This window comes from Frisingicoccus sp. (assembly GCF_048388605.1).
In the GTDB taxonomy this organism is placed as follows: domain Bacteria; phylum Bacillota; class Clostridia; order Lachnospirales; family Lachnospiraceae; genus Frisingicoccus.
The window spans coordinates 14,888-36,356 of the sequence record NZ_DBGCTU010000052.1 but is presented as its reverse complement, the minus strand read 5'-3'; the positions used below and the strand labels follow the sequence as shown (position 1 = coordinate 36,356).

Below are 21,469 nucleotides of genomic sequence, written 5' to 3'. Positions count from 1 at the left end.
TCTCTCCTATCTCTTTCTGCATATTCTTATCAGCAACAAAATCACCAAAATGATGAAAATCAACACGATCACTAAAGGAATGAGCGAAAAATGTATTTTCGTTTCTTCCTGCGCAGTTTCCGAAACTGCTGTTTCTTGTCCCGGCTTCTCCCGATCTGCCACCCGGCGGCCGCGAACCAGCATCCGGTGTGTGTTAATTCCATAGGGTGTACAGGTAACCAGTGTACAATAGTCTTTGCCTTCCTCGATTTCCAGTTTTCCCATTTCATCCGGCTCCACAACAGAAATCCGGTCCACCTCATAGGTCAAAATTTCATTAAGAATATGAAGCTCAAAGGTATCTCCTTCGACAAGCTTGTCCAGATTTGTAAACAGCTTTGCGCTCGGAAGACCCCGATGGCCGGAAATAACGCAATGGGTTCCTGCACCTCCCACCGGAAGAGAAGTTCCCGCAATATGTCCCGCCGCAATCTGCAGCGCGGATTCTGCCGTGCCGTGATAGATGGGGAGCGAACAGTTGATTTTTTCAATCTCGATATAGCCGATAATGCCATTGCCGGAAACATTCAGCATCGATTCGTATTCGGCCTTCTCCTCATTAGTCATTTTATAACGGTCCGGCTTTGTCAAAAGCCTCTCATTATAAGCAACGGCATCCTCCCAGAGCTGTTTGTATAAGTCGCTGTTCAGTTCGGCAACCTGCTCCGTATATCTGGCAATGGCCCTGGATTGATGATAGGAATTCCAACAGTCACTGATGGTTGGATACAGGAGCAGCGACAGCCCCGTTAAAAAAATCAGTACTAAAACAATCGTAGGGATTTTTTTACTTATTGACACTTGTACGTTTCCCAAAAATAAAAATTGCAGCCGCGCCAATCACCAAAATACCGCCGACAACATAAAACAGAGTCGTGCCCATACCGCCGGTGGACGGCAGCGTATGCCCCGCCGTGTTTTCGACTTCAACCAGCACTGTCTGACCTTCCTTTACTTCAAATTTCTTTGGAGCAGACAGTTTGGCATATCCATGAGGGGATTTTGTCTCCTCTAATTGATATTCAGCTAAATCAACGCCCTTAACGACAATTTTATTATTTGCAACTGTCACAATAGGAACTCCGGCGCCGGTTTCATTGCCATTGGCAACGCGATACTCGGTATCGGTTACCTTAACAACCTTAACTTCTGTTCCATCCGCCTTCAAAAGCTGGAATTCAGCTCCCGCCAGCGGGTTTTTTCTGGTGTCCGCCGCGTCATATTTTAATATTTCAAACTGATAGGTTTTTGTTGTCGTCGTACTCCACTCAGTTTGGTTCTTATCGCCCCATTTAAGCAGGGCTTCATTCTTTTCTCCGGCTGTAACATCCGCCTTTTCATTTAACACCGCACTATAGGTTACAGTAAGTGTGGTATCCGCAGTAAGACTATTTAAATAGTCCTCAGCAAAGCGAATCTCAAAGGTGCAGTCATCTTGAAGTGCTGCAATGCCGTCGGCAGGCGTATTTACTGTATAATCCGTCCCTTTTGTCAACCCATTAATCTGAACGCTGTCCTTATTAAATGTCAGGCCGTCCTCCATCTTATCATGCATCACATAGTTCCTGGCGCCTTTTTTCATGTTAATCTTTACTTCAAATTCCACCCTATCGCCAATCTGGGCGCTGTTTTCCGACCCGGCTGTGCCGTTTTCCTTAACTTTCTTATCAATCGTTGGATTCGGATTCTTTTCATTCACCGTGGCCTGGGGGGCCAACGGTGTTGTCTCTACCATCGAAAGCGTGCCGTTAGTGGAAGTGATCAAATAGTAGCCGGAATCAAGGCCGTCAAAAGTAATCGAGCCATCTGCCGCCGGAGTCTGTGCTGACACGGCTTCAGTAACGCCGGCAGTCGTCGCCGCATAAGCGGCGGCCGCTTTTCCGAAAGCTTCATAATCAGAAGCCCCACTTTCCTTCCATGTCACATAATCTGTTCCGTCAACGTTTTTTATCTCCACATAAGCAGCGCCAGCGCCGCCGGTATTAAAGAAACTCGCCCATTTGCTGTCCGCAGGAAGTGTGTAGCTGTAGGCCGTCTTATCCGGATTCACATCCACATCCAGCATTTTATAAATTTTATAAGTCTCTCCGCCCTGGGCATTAGTTACCTGAATAGAATTATCCCCTGCGGCAAAAACTGAAAGGGACATGGCAAAAATCATTGCCAGCGCCAATAACAGGCTCATTAATTTTTTTGTCTTTTTCATACTCATTTTCCTCGCTCCCTCTATATTTTTTATCTGGAATGTTTGCGCCTGCGGGTGATCCCCCACGCCGAACCGGCGAATATCATCAGCAGCATACCGCCCCCGATGTAAGCCAGTGCGCCCGGCCCGCCCGTGTCAGGCATCTGAGGCCCGGAGATCACCAGTCCCAAATCCTGATTTCTGGAATCTTCCACATTATTTTTCAGCGCAACCGTTCCCTTCCGAATATCTTCAATAGTGTGCAGCTTTATCTCATCGGATTCGACCGAATACTTAATATAATAAGCATATGTATCTTTATCAATTCCATCAGCTTCCCATTGAGAACCGGCCACCACCTGTCCATCACTTGTATCACTGTCATTCTTTCCGTTTTGCTGATAAGCCGTGGCGCCGGTGTAGGACTTCAGCTTCTCTCCTGAAAAAGCCACGATATAATCACCCGCCGCCAGCCTGTCAAAGGTGTAAGCGCCTCCACTCGCCGTATCCACCGGATTCGCCAGTGAGTTCGTTGGCGGGCTGCCGGTTGCTTCTGCATCGACGACCTCCTTGCAGATTTCATACTTTCCGGTTTCCGTATTTTTTTTGAACAAGGTCACCTCCACGCCGTCCAGCAGCTTTTCGTTGTCATCCCGGATACCGTTTAGATTTTTATCATACCAAACAACTCCGGAAATACGCCGTCCGACGGCCACCGTTCCGACCCTGTTGGAAGTCAGCGGCGGCAGCTTGCTCCCAACGATCCAGCTATTGGAAACATTTCGATACCAGTCGCCCGGCTCATTTCCTTTTGTCTTCACGGTGAATGTCATGGTGATCGTCTGTCCGCCATTCAATTCTTCTGCCTTCACATAAACGCCGCGAATCTCGGACAATCGTTGTTCGGTAACCCCTGTAAGGGATGAATCATACTTAAACTCTCCTTCGCCATTCACTTCTCCCAATGGCTCGAAAAACTTTATGCCGTGCTCACATGTTTCTCCTGCCAGCATAGTCTCCACAGCGGTTTCATTCATGCCGGTGACATTCCCCGCAGCATCCTTTGTTCCGCCAAAAACGCTTACCTTATCATAAAGCTCGTTATATTCGATGGTGCTGTAATAAACCTGGGCCTGCGCAACTCCCCCCAAACTGTCACTTGAGGTTACATTAAAGCTCCGCAGGATAACATCCCCCGTAAAGTGGGAATCCCGAATATCTCCGTAAAACGGAAGCAGGTCATAAAAATATACTTTTTCAAGTGTTTCTGTCCCGCTGTTGGTATATTTAACGGTATAGGTGATCGTCCCTCCCAGGTCGATTTTTTCCACATCCACTGATTTTGTCAGATTCGTTCCGCCGCCCAGTACAACGTACACCGTTATATCGTCCATATTTCCCTTTGCCTTATCATAGGCTCGATTATCGCCCTCGCCGCTGATATAGACGCTTGTCGTTATATCATCATTTTCTTTCAGGGCAGTGACCTCTGAAAACTGGGCGTCAAAGGTGATGTCCGGCAATTCCATCCCCACCGGCGCATTGCCGATAACAAAGGATACCGATTGCCCCGTTGGATCCAACGCCGAATAAACCGTAATCTCATAAGTTTCACCGTCCGACTCAAAAGAAATTTTTGTCGGATTCTCCGGGTCGTTGCCGATCAGTGTCTCGTTCATGCGATAAGTTCCCTCGGAAACGGAAATCCGCTGTTTATCCCCGGAATTTAATCGATCCAAAACAGCCCGGACTGTCAGCGTGGTGAGCGGCCTTGAGATCTGGCTTGTTTTGTCTGAAACCTCTGTTTTGATATTTTTCAGCCGGTAGTTTACCGTCGTTTCACCGCTGCCCTGGTTATAGCTGATCTTTGCGGTATCCGGTTTATTATCCACACCGATATTAACATTGGCCTTATAGCCCAGGATCAGAAGGCTGTTTCCGGCCAGAGTACCGCCTGCATGAGTCCCTGCTTTCTGAGTGCCGTCTTCATATTCGGTTTTTACATAAGTAAGATTGCCTTTATTGGCAAGTTCAGCCGCAGAACCGTCGGAAGCCTGATCCACATAACCGGTCAGCTCATTTTTTCCTTTCGTCTCATCCCACTGGCCATCGGCCCAGGTGACACCCTGCATATCCCCTTCATTTGACCACACACGCACCGCATTGACTGTGGCGACCGTCTTTCCAACCAGGTCCTCATCCTCCCCGTTGATCTTCACCGGAATACGCATATACTGATATTTGCCCCCCAGCAGATCACAATCTCGGATTTCCATCAAAACACCGATGCATTTCAGCCTCCTGCCTGTCTGGTCTGCCCCAAACTGTATATAGCCCTCCTCATCCGGCATATCTGTAGAATAAACCAGATCTTCCTCGCGAACCGTATTCATATAAGCCAGCACACCCTCCGCATTGGTGTCATAGCCCTCCGGATAATCCGGGTCGGCGGCATAGAGGAAGCTGACCTTTCCCGGGTCATTGCCCGTTCCCGCCTCCTGATTGGCCGAAGCCTTATCCCGGATGCTCAGCGCCCGGCTGTCAAACAACTGAAGCAGATTCATGGCCCGGGTCCGATAATCACCGCCGGAGCTGCGCATGCCATAGCTCATGATCCATATATCGTCCCCTGCAAAGGCGCTGCAGTCGTAGGCGGTCGTCCAATAATCCGTCCCGAGAAAGCCTTCGGACACAGTATTCGGCTGTCTATCCTTAAATAAACCATTAAAGGCATTGCCTTTTGTCATATTTCCCGGTCTATATAAATCAATCTTATCCCGCAGGCTATTATCCTTTTGATTCGCCTCATGCCCGATCTGAGTCGCATCTCCCTGCTGCGCTTCCAGGGACTGCCCCGCACGGGTTGTCAGTTTCAGGTTGCTGACCTTCACTGTCAGCTCATTATCCACTACATCTGCCTCCTGAACTCGCGGAAACACGTTCAGCACCTGGACACAGCCCGCCGAAAAGCATCGGATATAGCTGTCGTAACCGGTGACATTGCCGCTGTTGCCCGCGTCTCTGAGAGGAAAGTAATAATCATCAAAATCAAAGTCATAGCCGCTGACAGAAAAATGATAACTGGTATCTGCGCCGGTTCCCCGGACTGCTGTCGGGCCTGCCACCTGATTTATCCTATCCCCGGTAACCGGATCTCCGCTGTCATCATTTAACTGCCAGGCGCCGCCATTATAGCAGCCGTCATGATAGGCCGGGAAGCTGCTCGGCGCTGCGCCTTTGGCGTAGGAGGAACGTTCCTCATAGTCCCAGTAAAGATTGCGCCCGCTATTGCCCAGGCCATCCTTTGGCGTTGTCACCGTTCCTCCGTTCTCGCTCTGCATGCCCGGATCCTTATAGGTATAGCTGTAACTGCTATTTGCCGGGACATTTTCATTGTATTCCCACAAAATCGGCGTATACTCCGTATCTGATCCATCAAAACTCTGTCCTCCTGAAGTGACATTGGATTGAAAGTTCAGATCAAAGCTTATCTTGCCTATCGGCAGAGAAAGCCCCTTCATTTTTTTCTCTGTCAATTGGGCTTCCTGATTATCCGTTGCATTATAGAGCTGGAGCGTGACGCCGTAGCAGGTCATACGCCCATAGCGGTAATTCTTATATTTTTCCTTTTCCGCCTCAGACAGTGGATTTCCCTGCTCGTCGACAAACTCCGCCGGATCGGCTTTTCCACGATTTTCTTCAATCATCGCAAGCTGATCCAGCTCTGCCTGGGTCGTTTTATCTACTTCCCTTCCTGTAGAAAAATCAAACCAGCTCTTATAGCTCATATCGCCGTTTTTCTTTAACTGAAGGTTGAAATTGGTTCCGGCGGACACGGTAACCGCATAATCGCTGCCGCTCTCCACCTCAATTCTATTTCCATCCTTCGGGGTGGCCGGAGCCATCGTATTATCCGGATTCAGCGTCTCCGACCCATAATTCTCCTCATTTCCTTCCAGCCACATCCGGAAAGTCGGCAAAAAGACTTCCCCATGATCCGCATTGCGCACCTCAATGGCCGCTGAAAAATTTTGTGTACCAACCAGTATACTTTGCCCCTCTTTTGCCGACAACTCAGTCCATCCAACCAGCCTCTGCTTCGCAATACCCGTTCCGGCTGCCACCTTATAACTCATTGGCCCGGATTCACTGCCGTTAACCTTTGAATTCGTTGAAACTTTTTTATCCGTATCCGCCCGGGCAAAGCCGTTCTCATCCCGAACAATATTGTCTTCTTCGTCTTTTAGCGGTTCATATATATTTCCGTTATGAGCTTCGACCATAATGACATTACCGCCGCTGTCCAGATACTCGATACTGTAATTTTCTCCCAGCCATACCATCTTGCCCGTATCAAATCTTGCGGAAGTCACCGACTTGGATAACGTCAACTCAAAATACATCGTAACATTCGGATTTGTAACCTCCTGATCTCTCGCTGCAAACTTCGCTTCCAGATTATATTGAATCGTATCATAGGAACGAACAATCCGATTATTCGGACTGCTGTCATTTCCCGGGGTATCTGAGTTGTCAAAGGGCTTCGATCCATCTTCCACCGATTGAATCATCAATGCCTCTACATAACATTGTTCCAGCTTTTTGCTCACAAACACGTAGGGGCCGGCCTCGCTTGTGTGGAAGGTAAATCCGGTATAAAAATCACCGTCTACGGTGACATTTTCAACCAGATCAGCCAGGGTATCCTTCAGCGATCCATCTTCATTGCTGTTATAAACAAGCAGCTTGCGCGCTCCCGCAGGCCCCTTCAGCCTTTCATCGCCTGTGCCTGTGTATTCGATCTTAATCGTAACATTCCCCCGCTGCCCCAGCACCTCATCCATCTTCTTAACATCGGATGTATCGGTTGCTTCATTATACTTTACCCATCGAATCCGAAAGCACTGGAAATCATTGTATTCGGAAACGGCTTCCTTCACGGCCTGCTCCGTCGGATAATAATCCTCTCCTTCGCTCACCCTTCGGATGAATAATCGGTATCCCTCCGGCGCCTCCACGCCTGCCGGCAGGGTAACCGTTGCCTTCACGGTGGCAGTCGGCGGCGGTGTCTCGCTGTATTCCGCATCGTAGGCCACCCAGGAGCCGTCCGCCTGTTTTTCTCCGGGATAGGCAGTATTTCCGTCCGGCAATGTCACCTGTTTTGCGCCCTCTGTCTGAGTAAGCGCGATTTCATTGACCGCCGTTTTTAAACATTCCTCACCGTGCTGATGTTCTGTCACCTGCAGTCGACCGCAGATCAATGCGCCGTTTTCATCCCGGCAATCCTCCGTATGGGTGTGGAGAAGAATCTCTTCCTTCCCGCAGATCAGGGTCTGCTGCATCCCATAGCACTCCCCACTGTGCACATGCCCCGGGCTTTCCTCCATGCCGCAGGTCAGTTCCCGCGTCCGGCTATAACATTCGGCGTTATGTTCATGCCCTGCATCTGTGATTTCACAAATTAATTCACCCTGTATGTCGGTGTAGCATGATTCATCATGCAAATGGCCGCTGTTTTCGATTTCCCGGCACACCAAGACAGGCTGCTCCGTATAACAGGAGGCGCTGTGTTCATGGGCTTTCACCTCCGCCAACGGACATATCAGATTGCCGTCCTTATCATAGCAATATTTAAGATCATGGGTATGTACCACATAGTCGGCATAGCCGCACGTCACATTTCCATCGCTGTCAAAACAGCTGTCATTGTGCCGGTGCGCTTCATAAGTGCAGGACAGCGTCTGATCCGCTTCCAGTGTAAATGCGGGCATCACCGGCATATAGGTGGTACATAGCAGCACCACCGCAGCCAGCCATGCCACCGCAGTCAGCCATTTCTTTTTCTGCCGATGCATAGCTCTATATTTCTTGATTCTCTGCGACCTTCTGTTTATTTTCATATGACGTCCGACCTTTCCATTCATTCTGCAGTTCCCTTTCCACCGCTGCCACATAATTTGCCTTATGTGGTATACCGTTCTTGAGTTATACCGAAAAGCAGATGAATTTTCTGCATTGAACGTCCTACACTGCATTTTGGGCATAGAAAAACAAGCCTTTCTAAAAAAGTACTCAGGAAGGCTTACATTTCGTGTCCGGACATTGCCAAATCAAATGTTTTCAGGGATTTTTAGTTGACACACTAAATATTCAGCAATATAATTATAAATAAATCAGAGTACAACTATGTATCATCTCGTCCATAAAATACCACATAAGGCAAATTATGAAATATATTTTCAAAAATGTACGGTCTCCCCTTTTTGGTGTCCGTATTTTTTCTTTTTTCTCCTTTCACACTACAAGTCTCAGCGCATCCAGATGCCGCCGATGCTCTGTCCCACTGGTAATAATATAAATTCGGGTCGTATTAATACTGCTGTGCCCCAGAATATCCGCCAGACGGGCAATATCTTTATCTATAGAATAGAAGCACCGGGCAAACAAATGGCGAAGATTATGCGGAAATACTTTCTTTGCATCCACCCCCGCATCCCGGCACAAGTTCTTCATCATTTTCCATATATTACTCCGGTCCAAAGGCCGCCCCGTGCGCGTAATAAATACCGGTCCCTCGACAATTCTTTCCCGTCTCAAATAATTTTTGAGTTTTTTCTGAAGCTTCTTTGGGAGCAAAATTGTCCGGGTCTTTCCTTTAAGCTGAATCACAGCCTCCCCGCAGTTCACCGCCGCCGCCGTGATATATTTTAACTCAGATACCCGAATACCCGTACCGCAGATGGTCTGCAGCAACAGGGCCAACCTCTTATTTTTCTTTTTCTCTGCCGCCTGAATCAGCCGGAAATACTCCGACTTACTCAATTCCTTCTCTTCCGAACAGTAGACGCTTCTCTGAATCTTTAGTAATTTCAATTTCAGATCATCCCGCCCGATAAAAGAAAAAAAGCTGTTCAGGGCAGACAATTTCACATTCACACTCACCGGCTGATAAGCTTTCATCAACTCCTGTTTATACTGAAGAACTGCATCCTTCGTTAATTCTTTTAAATTTAAAAATGAGAAAAAACGGAGAACATCCCGCTCGTATTGACATACGGTAGCAATACTACGCTCCTCATTTTGTAAATAATCGATATACTTTTCCAGCTGCATTGAATAATTGATCATAGTCATGTTCTTCGCCTCCTAAAAATAAATTTTCCCATTTCTTCCTTAAAATATAACAAAAGAACAACCGCATAAATATACGATTGTCCTCTTTTATTATACACTATCTGTACCTGTTTTGTGAATTGCTCTGATAAAAAATCCTCCGAAATTGATAGCCGATTACTATATGATATTACCTCTTCACCTGTCACAGACTGTCAATAAAACGATGAAACGCCGCCTTTCCCTCCGGAGTTCTTTTGTATACGCCCGCATGCTCCAGCACCCGGCCAAAAACCCTGCCTATTTCTGCGTGAATAATATCTTCTATATTATTCCTGTCAATCGATGAATAATGCTTCATAAAGCTCTCTGCCCATTTTGCATGCTTCTCAATATCCGCATCTGCCCGCAGATCTTTTCCGCATACAATAGCATCCGCCAGCTTTTCCATTTCTCCTTTAAGCCTTGCAGGAAGCACAGCCAATCCCATCACCTCGATCAGCCCGATATTCTCTTTTTTTATATGGTGAAGCTCTTTATGCGGATGATATACTCCAAGAGGATGCTCTTCCGTAGTAATATTATTTCTAAGCACCAAATCCAGTTCATACTTGCCTCTGCACTTTCTGGCGATCGGAGTGATCGTATTATGAGGCTCTCCCCTCGTTTCCGCATAAATAAAAGCGTCTTCATCAGTGTATGCCCGCCATGCTTTCAAAATTTTATCTCCCGCTGCCGTCAATTCGGCGATGTCCTCCGAGCGGAGACGGATAACCGACATGGGCCACTTCACAATTCCCGCCTCAAGCTTCGGAAAACCGCGGATCACAATTTTCTCTTCCATAGGCGCCTTAGCCATGGCAAACTCATATCGGCCTCCCTGGAAATGATCATGACTCAAAATAGAACCGCCCACAATTGGAAGATCGGCATTGGAGCCCACAAAATAATGAGGAAACTGCCGTACAAAATCCAGCAGCTTCACGAAAGTATCTCTGCTGATCTGCATTGGAACATGCTCTCTGTTAAATACAATACAGTGCTCATTATAATATACATAAGGAGAATACTGGAAGCCCCACGGCTGTCCGTTCACCGTTACCGGAATAATCCTGTGATTTTGTCTGGCAGGATGATCCAAGCGCCCTGCATAGCCTTCATTTTCCATGCAAAGCTGACATTTCGGGTAACCGCTTTGCTTTGCGGTCTTTGCCGCCGCAATAGCTTTCGGATCCTTCTCCGGTTTCGACAGATTGATGGAAATATCTATCTCTCCATAAGGCGTTTCCGACTTCCACCTCAAATCCTTTTTTATCCGATAACGACGGATATAATCTGTGTCCTGACTGAATTTATAATAAAAATCTGTAGCCTTTTCAGGGGCCTGTTTATAAAGAGTATTAAATTTTCTGATGACGGTGCTTGGCCTGGGCACGAGGCAGGCCATAATTTTTGTATCGAACAGATCACGATACCCAATGCTATCCTCAATGATTCCTGACTGGCACGCATAATCCAATAATTCCTTCAGAACAGGCTCCAGCTCCACATTATGATAAGTTTCCGGCGGCTCCTCATACTCTGAAATTCCCAGGGTCTCCAGGATCACATTCGTTGTATAAACAGCATCTGTTTTCTCAATAAGTCCCGTTTCCATTCCGTAAGTTACCAGTTTTTTGACCGCTTCATGAATCATAGTCTTCTCCTCTTTTACCTCTTTTTAAATATTAAAATACCTTTATCCCGCCGTAAGGACGTACCTTCAATACATGGCAGGAGCCCTCGCCAAAGACACTGTCCAATACACATCGATACGTTTCTACAAAATCATTCTGAACAAATGCCTGAATCGTCCCGGCAAAGCCGCCGCCATGGACACGGCAGACACCGTGAGAGCCGAGTATACTCTTGCTGACAGCCAGTCCGACGGATATTCCCTGCTCCCGCACTCTCCCCGGCGAATAAACATTTTGCAGAAATTCGCAGGAGGAATTCCCGGATTCCTCCACAAGCCGCAAAAATTTCTCAAATTTTCCGCTCGCCAAAGCCTCCGCCTCTGCCCGGGCACGTTCATTTTCACCATAAAAATGAAGCGCCCTGACAACAGCCCTGTCACCGCAGACCCTTTGCACCTCGGGAATCCTCCGCATAAATTCTTCCTTATCCACTTCCCTGAGCACTTTTTTCCCGAAACAGGCTGCGACTGCCTTCATCTCAAAGGGAATCTGCGCATAATCATCCGTCAGATCCGAATGAGACCCTTTTGTATCGACGATACACAGGCTATAATGATACGCATCAAAATCCACATCAACCTTGTTCACGATCGGCGCCTTCGGTTCTTTAAAATCAATATGTATCAAACCGCCCACAGAACACGCCATCTGATCCATCAAACCACAGGGCTTTCCGAAATAATTGTTTTCCGCATACTGGGCCAGCCCGGCAATCTCCACCGGGTCAATCTTCATCCCATAAAAAAGGCCGGAAACGATCGTCCCTATGATGACTTCAAAGGCTGCAGAGGAAGAAAGCCCGGCCCCGATCAAAACATCACTCATCACATAAGCATTGAACCCCCTGCTCACCGGATATCCGTGTTCCGAAAGACCGGCTGCCATTCCGCGGATCAATGCCGCAGAAGTTCCCTCTTCCTGTGCCTTCTGAGATAAATCAGAAAGCTGTATCGTCACCATATCATAGCCTTCCGATATCAGCCGAATACAATTCTCCTCATTCCATCCCACAACGGCAATGGCATCCAGATTCACCGAAGTCGCAAGCACCATACCGTTCTGATGATCTGTATGATTTCCTCCAACCTCGCTTCGCCCGGGAGCACTGTACAGCTCTATCTCTCCTTCGCCAAAAACTTCTCTATACTCTTTGACTGCTTTCCCATACCGTTCCTTCTGATAAGGAAGCAATGTCTCGTCTACATAAATCTCCTTCAGCCGGTCATCATACAAACCGCTGTCCAACCCCTTAAGTAATTGATCCATCTGCTGCATCTTTTATCCTCCAACTCTTTCAAATTCTATCCCGTTTCTCTACTTTCTATTATGCATATTTTTAGTAAATTTTCAATATATTTTTACTTTTATTTTACTTATTTTTACTAATTTTTTAATTATCCTTAATTCCTCTTGCTTTTCCATTTTTTTTTGTTATAATAGCAAGCAAAAGCCAAATGGGAGGTGCCTGGATGGCCACGTTAAAAGATATTGCAGAAAAGGCCGGCGTTTCTTCTGCCGCAGTTTCCAGAATTTTAAATAACGATCCTTCTTTATCCGTTACCGCAGAAACACGGCAAAAGGTTCTTCATACAGCGCGGATGCTTGGTTATCAAAAAAAGCTCCGTTCCTTTAACTCTTATACAATGGGAATTGTACAGTGGTTCTCAGCCAACCAGGAGCTGGAAGACAGCTACTATTTATCCATCCGTCACGGAATTGAAGATTTTTGTCTGTCCAACGGGCTGAATGTCGTACGCACCTTCAAAAATGATTTAAACTGCATGGCCTCTCTGGAACAGGCAGACAGCCTTATCTGTATCGGTAAATTTACTGAACAGGAGATCAGAAATTTCAAGCATCTGACCGGCTCTCTTCTGATGATTGACATGGCTCCTTCGGATGCAAGTATCTCCAGTATTACTCTGGACTTTTCAAAAGCTATTACTGACATGATGGATTATCTGACCGGCCTCGGCCATAGTGATATCGGATTTTTGACCGGGTTGGAATACCTGGAGGACGGCTCTGTTTTTTCTGACGCCCGCCTCCGCATTTTTATTGAATACTGCAAATCCCATAATATTACGTATCTTCCTTATCTGCAGGAAGACCAGTTTTCCAGCAGTTCCGGCTTCCGGATGATGGAAAACCTGATTCTTTCCGGCTCTCTGCCTTCCGCCGTTTTTGCCGCCAGCGATCCCATTGCTCTCGGCGCCCTAAAGGCTTTAAAAGCTCACGGTCTCCGGGTTCCGGAAGATATTTCCCTGGCCGGCTTTGATGATATCAATCTATGTGAAATGGTATCGCCGTCTTTAACCACGATTCATGCCCCGGCTTATGAAATGGGACAATACGGCGCAGGAATTGTCTACCATTTAATGAAGAATAGTCCCGGCGCTGCCATGCGTATCCAAATGCCCTGCCGGCTGATCGTGCGCGGCTCCTGCCGTAAAAAGCAGTCATGACCGCCCGTAAAACGGGCAATGTCGTCAACTTAAGAATATAACTTTTCATATGATTGTAAAATTGTCGGCGTATATGCTTTTTGTACCTTCCAATTTTTCTGTCGGAGCGTTTCATCAGGAAATTTTCAGATGTGATTAAGTGCATACTACAAAGGCGGCGGAATAAATCCGCCGCCCCAAAAATAAAGACTGACTATCTGCGATGAAACCCAACAGGCGAACCATAATCAAAGTCAGAAGCATAGAAGATTCTTGTTTCTCCGGTCTTCTGGCAATAATAGCCGGCACTGTCAGAGCCGCTGTTCATAAGTTCCCATGGATTTTCATCTCCATCATAAATAAATCTTGGAAAAACAAAATCATGATGTGATATATCCGAATCTCCGGCATCTATGCCCGACTGTGGCGACTTCGGATGGGCCGCCTTTTGCACTGCCTGCCGGAAGTTTCGCTCTGCGGCCGCTTCCGCCGCGAACTGACTGCGGAATTTTTCCAGGCTTTCCCTGGTTACGGACTTCCCTTCTCTCTGCAATTCCTCTCTCATAAAGCCGCATTTTTCTGCAACCGCAGCTACTGCCTTATCCAGAGCATCCTTCCACCGCTTTTCTGAAGCGGCGTCTCCAACGGAAAGCTGCGTTAACAGGTAAAGAGCGGAGATACAGCCATTTTCCGCCGCAATTTCTATCAGCTTTCTGCCCTTTGCTTCGTCCTTCTCCGTGCCATAGCCAAAAAGGAAAGCCTGTCCCAGTAAGTATGCGGCATAGAGGTTCTTTTCTGCCTGCTCTTCGCATAAACGAACTGCTTCCTGTGGCCCTTTTGCCAGCCTCCGCTTATCCAGACTGTTCGTGTACAGAATATATTCCACGTACATGGCAAGACCGAAATCGCTTCCGCATGCCCAGTCAGCCAGCATATTGTACGCCTGATCCTGATAATCCTCCGGATTTCTCGGATAGCCCTGAGTCATTGCGCGGATCACAGAAACCGCCACATCATCCAGCTCCAAGTGACGCGCCATCTGATAAGCCTGGGCATATAACCGTTTTGCCTTTGTGATATCCTGCGGGACATCCTGGAAGCCCGCCGCATAAATATGGGCGGTCTGAAGCCAGCATTTTACCATCCGTGCCACGCAGCCGGGCCCGACCTGGCTCAGATGAGCCTCATATTTGACTCGAAGCGTCTCCGGCAGTTCATAATATGTAAGCGCTTTTTGGAAATCAATCGGGAAATCATAGGCATTTTTATAATACCCATTGCCCTCCATGGCCCGCTTTCGGTCCGCCAGACGTCTGGCGGTATAGTATGCAGCGTGAGTCAGATCGTTATTTGCCGGAACCGGATAGGCATAGCTTTCCGCCAGCTCATAAATACACTTAATTCCATATTCTACAGTCGTTTTGTTCATCTGATCAAATTTGCCCAGCTCCTCTAAATACTGGGTAATATAGTACTCTGACGCCAGCATACAAAACGCTGGATCATATTCGTACTGTTTATGCTCCTCGTCTTCGCCGTCAGAAAGATTGTGCAGCGCAACCGTGCCATAGTAAGCCGTAGAATAGGGATAGTCCTTTCCGTTTGCACCGGTCACCGTTCCTTTTGAGGCGTACTCGATACCCAGAGGCAGCTCCTCGCTGACAGACGGTTCTCCGTTTTTCTTACGTTCTTTGACCTTTCTCTGCCATTCTTCCTCTTTCTTCTGCTGTGCTTCCTTAAAATCCTTATTTTCTTTTACTTTGTAGACGATCACTAAGGCAATGACTACAAGAACAACCAATATGATCATAAAACATCCCCCTTTCCGCTCTTTTAATACCAATGCAGCGTTCCCGCACTCGTGATGGCGGATGAGCCGGAAACCTGTCCGGAATAAATCGTAACCTCATCGCCGTCATTGTTGTAGTACACCGCATGGTCTCCAAATACTCCCCGGCGTTTCCATTGACGGTTACTGTCATCGTAGACAATGACAGGGATATGAGAAACATCAAATTCTCTGCCATCCGCTCCGTTCTCATCGTAGTTCCGGCTTTTCTGTCCGAATGAAAAATTGCCAAATATAATAATACCGATCAGCACACCTGCGATAGTTAAAAGTCCTATAATGTAATCATACAGGAACATCCCTGCGATCCAGATGAAGGCATGGACTCCTAATTTGAACAGCAGATCCTTTTTATCCGCATATCTGCCGCCAACAGCAGATACCGTTTTTAGGATCGCAGCTGCGAGCAGAATAATGCCAACGATTTTTCCTGCCATGCCCTGAACGTTATGAACGCCCCATTGCCAGGAAAGCATCCCCAAAAAGGATAATACATATGCCAGTATCATGTTTTCACATCCTCCGTTTAAAAGAATTTGCCGAACAGTCCCTTTTTCTTACCCGTGTCGGAGGCCTTCTGCTCGGTTACTGCTTCTCCGTTTTTGACGCGGGCAAGATAATCTGCAAAAGTTTTGTTTTCCTCAATACCCGGCACACGATCTGGCAGATAATCCAACGCTAACCGGGGAAGTTCCCCGCCGCGAAGACGGTTTTGCATTGCCTTTCCTAATTGTCTGTTCATTTTATCGTACATCTGTAAAACATCATTGAAATCAGAGGGATAATTTTTCTTTTGCTCCGTATTCAGCGACGCGGATAATTCTTTTGCTCTGTCCATATGGTATTTTGCATTTAAAAGCATTTCCTGTTTCTTTTTGCCGCAGTCATAAAGGCAAAACGATGCTCTGAAATATTCGGCCATCGTGCCAAAGCCGGCCTCTTCCATTTGAGCGGTTACTGCAACGGCCTGATTTCTCCAGTAAAGCTGTTCCTGCGCATTTGCTTTCCCGGAAATGACAGAGGCTCCGATCGATAAGGCGCTTACACGGTTAAGGTCAGCCTTGGAAATTTTTTTCAACTCCCCGTTCAGGCTCATAATATACATCATATCCGCTGAACGTCCGTAAGCCTGCCAGTCTGCATCTTCCAAATGTTTCTTATTTGCCTGAAACGCCTTGTTATATAACTCCAGGCAACGAATATAAAGGGAAATCGCTTTCCCGTTACAGTCCGCATATTGCATCGGATTCATGGTTCCTGCCGCCTGATTTCTAAAATCATTTGCGTGTATATAATAAATACCGGCAAGCAAGGTAAGGGCGGTTGTATTTCCGAGTTCAACTGCCTTTTCATATGCGGCGGCTGATTTCTCATCATCATCAAAATATTGTTGAATATTCCCAAGCATCAGATAAGCATTTCCATCGCCTGGCACGCGCTTTATGTAGCCTTCGATCCTTTTCAGGGCTTCACGCGGGTTTTCACGTTCAATCTCTCCCATATAATAGAAATAGGACATAAAATATCCTGCCGCGTCTTTATCCAGTTTCTCCAGTTCCTTGGTTTTTGCATGTGCCTCTTTTGACTTTCCCTGCCCGATCAGATTGTCGATTTCTCTCGCATATTGGAGCCGTGTGTTCTCATCAATAACTGCCTTTTTAAAAAACATAACTTTTCTCCTCCCACTACAACGTATTTATTTTCACATTAACGTTGCGGCCTGTCGGCGTCAACAAAGTAAAAATTAACATTTTTGCTTTTGAGATTTCAAGTATTTCCGGTGACAGACACAGGCGGTCAGACCGGGCAGAGACCATTTGATCACATTTGCCAGGCAGACACACAGATAGCCAAAGCGTGGAGCCAGCAGAGCCAGTATCGTGTTGGCCAGCGTCTCCTGCAGCCCCAGCCATGGCAGAATTTTGTATTGTCCCATACTCTGAAGAGAACTTCTGCAGATTAAAAGAAGGCACAGTCCGGGATAACCGACGCTGCAGATACGAAGATAGCAGGTTCCGGCCTGTATGATTTTCGGGGTTATGGACTCTCCCGCAAGAAGCCCAAGGAGCGTTCCGGAAGCGCACAGGTTCACCATCCCAAATACCGCGCACCAGCAGAAACTCATACGGAGCAGACGCTGATGATAGCTTTGGATGTTCGAAAAATTTTGCTTTCCTTTATTCTGTCCGGCGATGATTCCGGCTGCTGTGGCATAAGCGCTGAAAATGCTCATGAAAAAGGCGTTGACGGTATTGGCATAGGCTGTTGCGGCAATGATTTCCCCGGAAAAACCGTTTACGGAACGCTGCATCAGAAGACTGCCCAGCCAGATCACCATCATCATCCCGGATTTGGCGGCCCCGCTTTTGGAAAGCTCCATCCAGACATCGGGCAAAATCTCTCCCGGAGAGATTTTCCTGCATGGACGCCTGCAGTGTAAAAACAAGTAAAAAATCAGACAAAAAGACAGGAAGAGGTTATTGAGAAGAATGGCCAGCGCAGCGGCAGACACGGGAAGCTTAAGACCTGCGATCAGGAAAACCGTAAGCGCTGTATGAGTGAAAACGCCTGCCATAGATAAAAGCCCGGGAAACTTTGTGTCTCCCAGTCCCTGTACCGTACAGAGCAGCAGATTTTTAAGCCCCAAAGCCCCGGAACCGGCCATGAGAAAGAAAAAATACAGTTTTGCCTCGGACCGGAGATTGGGAGGAATATTTGCCAGAAGTATAAACGCAGGAGAAAAAAACGCCAGAATCACGCCCAGCACCGCCAATCCTCCGGTCAGATACACAGAGCCCCAAAAACCCTTTCGGAACGTCTCTTCCTCGCCGGTGCCGATACACCGATAAATATAGAAACTAAAACCCGTGGTCATTCCCGCGAACAGGAAGTCCTGCAAGGACGCATAGGGAGCGCATGCCCCGATGACGGCTACGGACTCATAGCTCAGATAACGACTGATCACTGCCGTGTTGATCAGAGAGTACAGCTGCTGAAACGCCCCCGAACACAAAATCGGTATCAGGAAAAAATAAAGCTCGGCCTTTTTCTGCTCTCCTGTAAAATTCAAAATTCTCCTTGAATGATTTTTCTGCATATCCGTTCGATCCACTCCCTCTGACGTGGATACTTTTTCTGAAGCCAGCCAAGAAGGATGTGATACTCTTCCATGGCCTTATCCACTTTTCCAAGCTTGATATACACATCTGCCAGCAGTTCCCGGCAGCTTAACGTGTCCTTAAAGGATTCTCCCCGAAACCGAACAGCGCGTTCCACGCACTCTTTCGCCAGCGGCTCTGCCTGGCTGTAGTCCTTTTTGGCCATGAGGATGTCAATGTAAAAACACTGAAACTCATTGGGATAGAAATCTTTTTTATAGGAATCCGGCATTTTTTTCTGAATTTCCCGATAAACGGCTTCCGCCTCCGGAAGTTCCCCGGAAGAGAACAGATTCTTTCCCTCTTCCAGAAGGCAATGGGTAAGCGAACGTTCAAATCTGTCCGTATCTTCCTTGTGCTTCCGGGCATCCTCGATCGCCTGTTCTATAGATGCCACTGCCCGCCTGGCCATCTGGAGCCCGTTGGAATAGTCCTTATCATACCGGTACAGTCTTGCCGCCTTGTGATAGGCCTGCCCCAGATAAAGGGAACGAAGCGGAACCGAAGCGGGACACCTCTGCATCATAGTCAGCCCTTTCTGATACCAGGCTCTTGCCTCCTGAAAATCAAGCGAATTGTAGTAAACGGCCGCCACCCGCAGAGCGATCCATGCGGTCATGGGATGGGATTCCCCATAATATTCGCAGACAGCCCGGTACAGTTTTTCTTCATAGCTCTTGGCTTCCTCAAAATACTCCTGAATCCAGTAAAAGGTGTAAAGCTCGTCAAAAGCCTCGCACAGCCATGGGGCGGGCTCCGGAAAAGCCCGGATCACCGCGTATATGTACGGCTCAAGTCTTTGGTTTTCCGCATGAGTTCGGCCCCACGTATCCCTTCCGTCGGTCAGCTTTCCACGCAGATAGTTGTATAATCCGATCAAAAGCTTTCCACAGTTTAAGCAGGAGGGTTTAAAGACCAGCCGTGCAGCCTCCGCGATGATCGGATGCAGGGACAACATACTGTCTTTCCAGTTTTCATCCCAGCCTGTCTGGATAAACATATCATTTTTTAACTGCTCAATGACCTCATCCCCGATTCCGGTAATGGTCTGAAACATGGTTCTTGGAATCCCCTGTACCGGCATGATGGAGAGATAGGTCATAGCCTGTTTTTCCTCTTTTTTCAGTGGAAAACGCTGAAATATTCCCCTCTTAAAATCCTCGAAGCCTTTGAATTCTTTTTCCGGATTATGAATTCTCTGCTGCATCATCAGCGTATGTCCCTGAACCATGTCCCGGTACTGCGCGATGCGCTCCATTTCCTCCGGCGACAATTCTTTTGTCCGATATGCGTCTGTAAATGTGCGCCATTCCTCCTCTGTCTGCAGCCTGCTCACCTCAATCCCCGGGTAATCTCCCCAAAGGATCGGATTTCTTCTGGTGGTTACAAGAAAGTCACAGGGGAGTGAAAACACGTCCTGCATATGTTTGTCCCCTTTGATGTTGCAGTCGTCAATGACGATCAGAATCCGTTCTTTCTTGGCAATCTGCCGTAAAATCCGGCATTTTATCTGAAAGTATTTCTTTTGATTTCCGTACTCATCCGCACTGTACTGAAGATTGGATATCCGGACAGAAAAGTCATCCACAAGCAAGCTCTGCATGGTAGAGGAAAAGCTTAAGAACAAAATATGGTCGTAATCTTCCATATGCTGTCTTACATAAGCCCGCGCCAGAGCACTTTTTCCGATGCCTCCCATACCGTAGAGAACAACCGGCCCCGCTTTTTTCTCTAATGCGGCATGAATTCTCTCCAGATCATCTTTCCTTCCCACAAATATCTCCCCGGAGGGCTGATAGCGGGAGAGGATTCTGTAAATCTGCCCTTCCCGGAAACGCTGTACGTCCTGCTCCCAAAGAGAACGAGCCAGGCGCTCCTGCTCCTCGCTTTTAAACCCGGCCGGAGTATTATTATATTTTCGCCGGAGATACAGCTGCCGCCAGCGCCATTCTAAAATCTCCTGTTCATATGTCTTTGTTTTCTTCATCTATTCTTTCAAAGCCTTAAAATACATGAATCTAAGACTGTTTTTCCCTCTTTCTTCAAAAAATTCATCTAAAATCCGACAGGCATTTTGAAGCCAGCGCATACAATGCTCCGGCTCCTTACCCGTACAACATTCCTCGTACAACTCCAGAAGACGGATAAGAAGCCAGTCCAAAGACTCCCCTCCTGTCAGGGTGTGCTCCTCCGTCAGCGGAAGATATCCCATCTCTTCCAGCCAGGTATCCATGTAGGCCCTGTTGATAAAAGGAGTCTTGCAAATGAAAAGATGCCGTATCATCGTCTTTCTGGGGATTTCCCCTTCCAAACGGAGCGTACGGGAAAGCTCCGAGCCGTAATTAATGCTCGTAATATGACAATCGAGTGATTTCTGTATGCGCTGGGAATCGACGTGTATATACTTCAGCGCATCTGTGTAGTAGAGGTGACGCACATTGTTTTCCAGGCGGATTCGCGATATTTTAAGCTGAAGCATACGGCCCGGATGGATTTTGCTTAAATATTCCTCTATCATACCGTCCATAAATCCCCGGCACGTCAGATATTCGCGGCTTTTCTCCATGCCGGGACCAAATACCCATCTGCTTTTATCATAATAGGCTTTTACAAAATAATCCAGCTCCCGGCAATCCATATTCAGCGCTTTTCCGAATGACAGAAGCTGTGTCCTGTCAGCGGGCACATGGCGGCCGGTTCGCCAATAACGGATTTTTAAGACATCAGAGGCTTTTTCCGGAGCACGAGAGTACATTTTTTCAAAGATCAGACTGTCAGCCTCGGATTTTCCTAAAAGGCCGCAGTCAGCCCGGAAACGCTCATAGATTCCTTTCAGCCAAACCAATTCGGGCCGTTCTTTTCCCTCTCTTAACAGACATTCCTCTGCCAGACGGATGAGTCTCTCCTGCTCTTTCATTTTTTTCTCCTTTTTCTCTTCTGATAAG

13 protein-coding genes are annotated in these 21,469 nt (G+C 47.3%); 1 reads left to right on the top strand and 12 read right to left on the bottom strand.

What is annotated here, in order from left to right; genetic code table 11:
- Positions 1-6: 6 nt before the first annotated feature.
- From ACMN7X_RS14185 to ACMN7X_RS14160, 6 genes are all read right to left on the bottom strand, one after another.
- Entirely contained in the window at positions 7-840 is an 834-nt protein-coding gene (locus ACMN7X_RS14185) for a class C sortase (protein WP_418748103.1), read from the bottom strand.
- Positions 827-2,245, bottom strand: a complete 1,419-nt coding sequence (locus ACMN7X_RS14180; protein WP_418748102.1) for a SpaH/EbpB family LPXTG-anchored major pilin — start codon at positions 2,243-2,245, stop codon at positions 827-829. Before ACMN7X_RS14180 ends, ACMN7X_RS14185 begins: the two co-directional genes overlap by 14 nt.
- A 29-nt stretch (positions 2,246-2,274) precedes the next feature.
- Entirely contained in the window at positions 2,275-8,148 is a 5,874-nt protein-coding gene (locus ACMN7X_RS14175) for an SdrD B-like domain-containing protein (protein ID WP_418748101.1), read from the bottom strand.
- 370 nt (positions 8,149-8,518) lie between these two features.
- Positions 8,519-9,358, bottom strand: a complete 840-nt coding sequence (locus tag ACMN7X_RS14170; protein WP_418748100.1) for a tyrosine-type recombinase/integrase — start codon at positions 9,356-9,358, stop codon at positions 8,519-8,521.
- Positions 9,359-9,542: 184 nt separating this feature from the next.
- The gene (gene galT, locus ACMN7X_RS14165; RefSeq protein ID WP_418748099.1) at positions 9,543-11,033 is read right to left on the bottom strand and encodes a UDP-glucose--hexose-1-phosphate uridylyltransferase; all 1,491 of its coding nucleotides are present in this window, start codon (positions 11,031-11,033) and stop codon (positions 9,543-9,545) included.
- A 31-nt stretch (positions 11,034-11,064) separates the two neighbouring features.
- On the bottom strand, positions 11,065-12,348 hold the full coding sequence (locus ACMN7X_RS14160; RefSeq protein WP_418748098.1) for a galactokinase: 1,284 nt from the start codon (positions 12,346-12,348) through the stop codon (positions 11,065-11,067).
- Positions 12,349-12,542: 194 nt separating this feature from the next.
- Between ACMN7X_RS14160 and ACMN7X_RS14155 the strand changes: the two genes are divergently transcribed.
- Positions 12,543-13,538, top strand: a complete 996-nt coding sequence (locus tag ACMN7X_RS14155; protein WP_418748097.1) for a LacI family DNA-binding transcriptional regulator — start codon at positions 12,543-12,545, stop codon at positions 13,536-13,538.
- Positions 13,539-13,731: 193 nt separating this feature from the next.
- Here the strand turns inward: ACMN7X_RS14155 and ACMN7X_RS14150 are convergent, their stop codons facing one another.
- From ACMN7X_RS14150 to ACMN7X_RS14125, 6 genes are all read right to left on the bottom strand, one after another.
- Complete coding sequence (locus tag ACMN7X_RS14150) at positions 13,732-15,327, bottom strand: hypothetical protein (protein ID WP_418748096.1); 1,596 nt, start codon at positions 15,325-15,327, stop codon at positions 13,732-13,734.
- A gap of 23 nt (positions 15,328-15,350) precedes the next feature.
- The gene (locus ACMN7X_RS14145; RefSeq protein ID WP_418748095.1) at positions 15,351-15,875 is read right to left on the bottom strand and encodes a hypothetical protein; all 525 of its coding nucleotides are present in this window, start codon (positions 15,873-15,875) and stop codon (positions 15,351-15,353) included.
- Between the two features lie 17 nt (positions 15,876-15,892).
- Positions 15,893-17,035 (bottom strand): tetratricopeptide repeat protein, encoded by a 1,143-nt coding sequence (locus ACMN7X_RS14140; RefSeq protein WP_418748094.1) that lies wholly within the window; start codon positions 17,033-17,035, stop codon positions 15,893-15,895.
- Positions 17,036-17,110: 75 nt separating this feature from the next.
- On the bottom strand, positions 17,111-18,436 hold the full coding sequence (locus tag ACMN7X_RS14135; protein ID WP_418748093.1) for an MATE family efflux transporter: 1,326 nt from the start codon (positions 18,434-18,436) through the stop codon (positions 17,111-17,113).
- Positions 18,433-20,511 carry an NB-ARC domain-containing protein gene (locus ACMN7X_RS14130; RefSeq protein ID WP_418748092.1) on the bottom strand — a complete coding sequence of 693 codons (2,079 nt, stop codon included), beginning with the start codon at positions 20,509-20,511 and terminating at the stop codon, positions 18,433-18,435. The genes ACMN7X_RS14135 and ACMN7X_RS14130 overlap by 4 nt, the downstream gene beginning before the upstream one ends.
- Positions 20,512-21,441, bottom strand: coding sequence for a hypothetical protein (locus tag ACMN7X_RS14125; protein ID WP_418748091.1), 930 nt, complete (start codon positions 21,439-21,441; stop codon positions 20,512-20,514).
- Between the last annotated feature and the right edge of the window lie 28 nt (positions 21,442-21,469).

Excerpts from the sequence above, each read along its gene's own strand:
- ACMN7X_RS14140 (WP_418748094.1), bottom strand. The coding sequence starts at position 17,035 with ATGTTTTTTAAAAAGGCAGTTATTGATGAGAACACACGGCTCCAATAT.
- ACMN7X_RS14130 (WP_418748092.1), bottom strand. The coding sequence starts at position 20,511 with ATGAAGAAAACAAAGACATATGAACAGGAGATTTTAGAATGGCGCTGG.
- galT (WP_418748099.1), bottom strand. The coding sequence starts at position 11,033 with ATGATTCATGAAGCGGTCAAAAAACTGGTAACTTACGGAATGGAAACG.
- ACMN7X_RS14170 (WP_418748100.1), bottom strand. The coding sequence starts at position 9,358 with ATGACTATGATCAATTATTCAATGCAGCTGGAAAAGTATATCGATTAT.
- ACMN7X_RS14180 (WP_418748102.1), bottom strand. The coding sequence starts at position 2,245 with ATGAAAAAGACAAAAAAATTAATGAGCCTGTTATTGGCGCTGGCAATG.
- ACMN7X_RS14160 (WP_418748098.1), bottom strand. The coding sequence starts at position 12,348 with ATGCAGCAGATGGATCAATTACTTAAGGGGTTGGACAGCGGTTTGTAT.
- ACMN7X_RS14125 (WP_418748091.1), bottom strand. The coding sequence starts at position 21,441 with ATGAAAGAGCAGGAGAGACTCATCCGTCTGGCAGAGGAATGTCTGTTA.
- ACMN7X_RS14175 (WP_418748101.1), bottom strand. The coding sequence starts at position 8,148 with ATGAATGGAAAGGTCGGACGTCATATGAAAATAAACAGAAGGTCGCAG.
- ACMN7X_RS14155 (WP_418748097.1), top strand. The coding sequence starts at position 12,543 with ATGGCCACGTTAAAAGATATTGCAGAAAAGGCCGGCGTTTCTTCTGCC.
- ACMN7X_RS14150 (WP_418748096.1), bottom strand. The coding sequence starts at position 15,327 with ATGATCATATTGGTTGTTCTTGTAGTCATTGCCTTAGTGATCGTCTAC.
- ACMN7X_RS14145 (WP_418748095.1), bottom strand. The coding sequence starts at position 15,875 with ATGATACTGGCATATGTATTATCCTTTTTGGGGATGCTTTCCTGGCAA.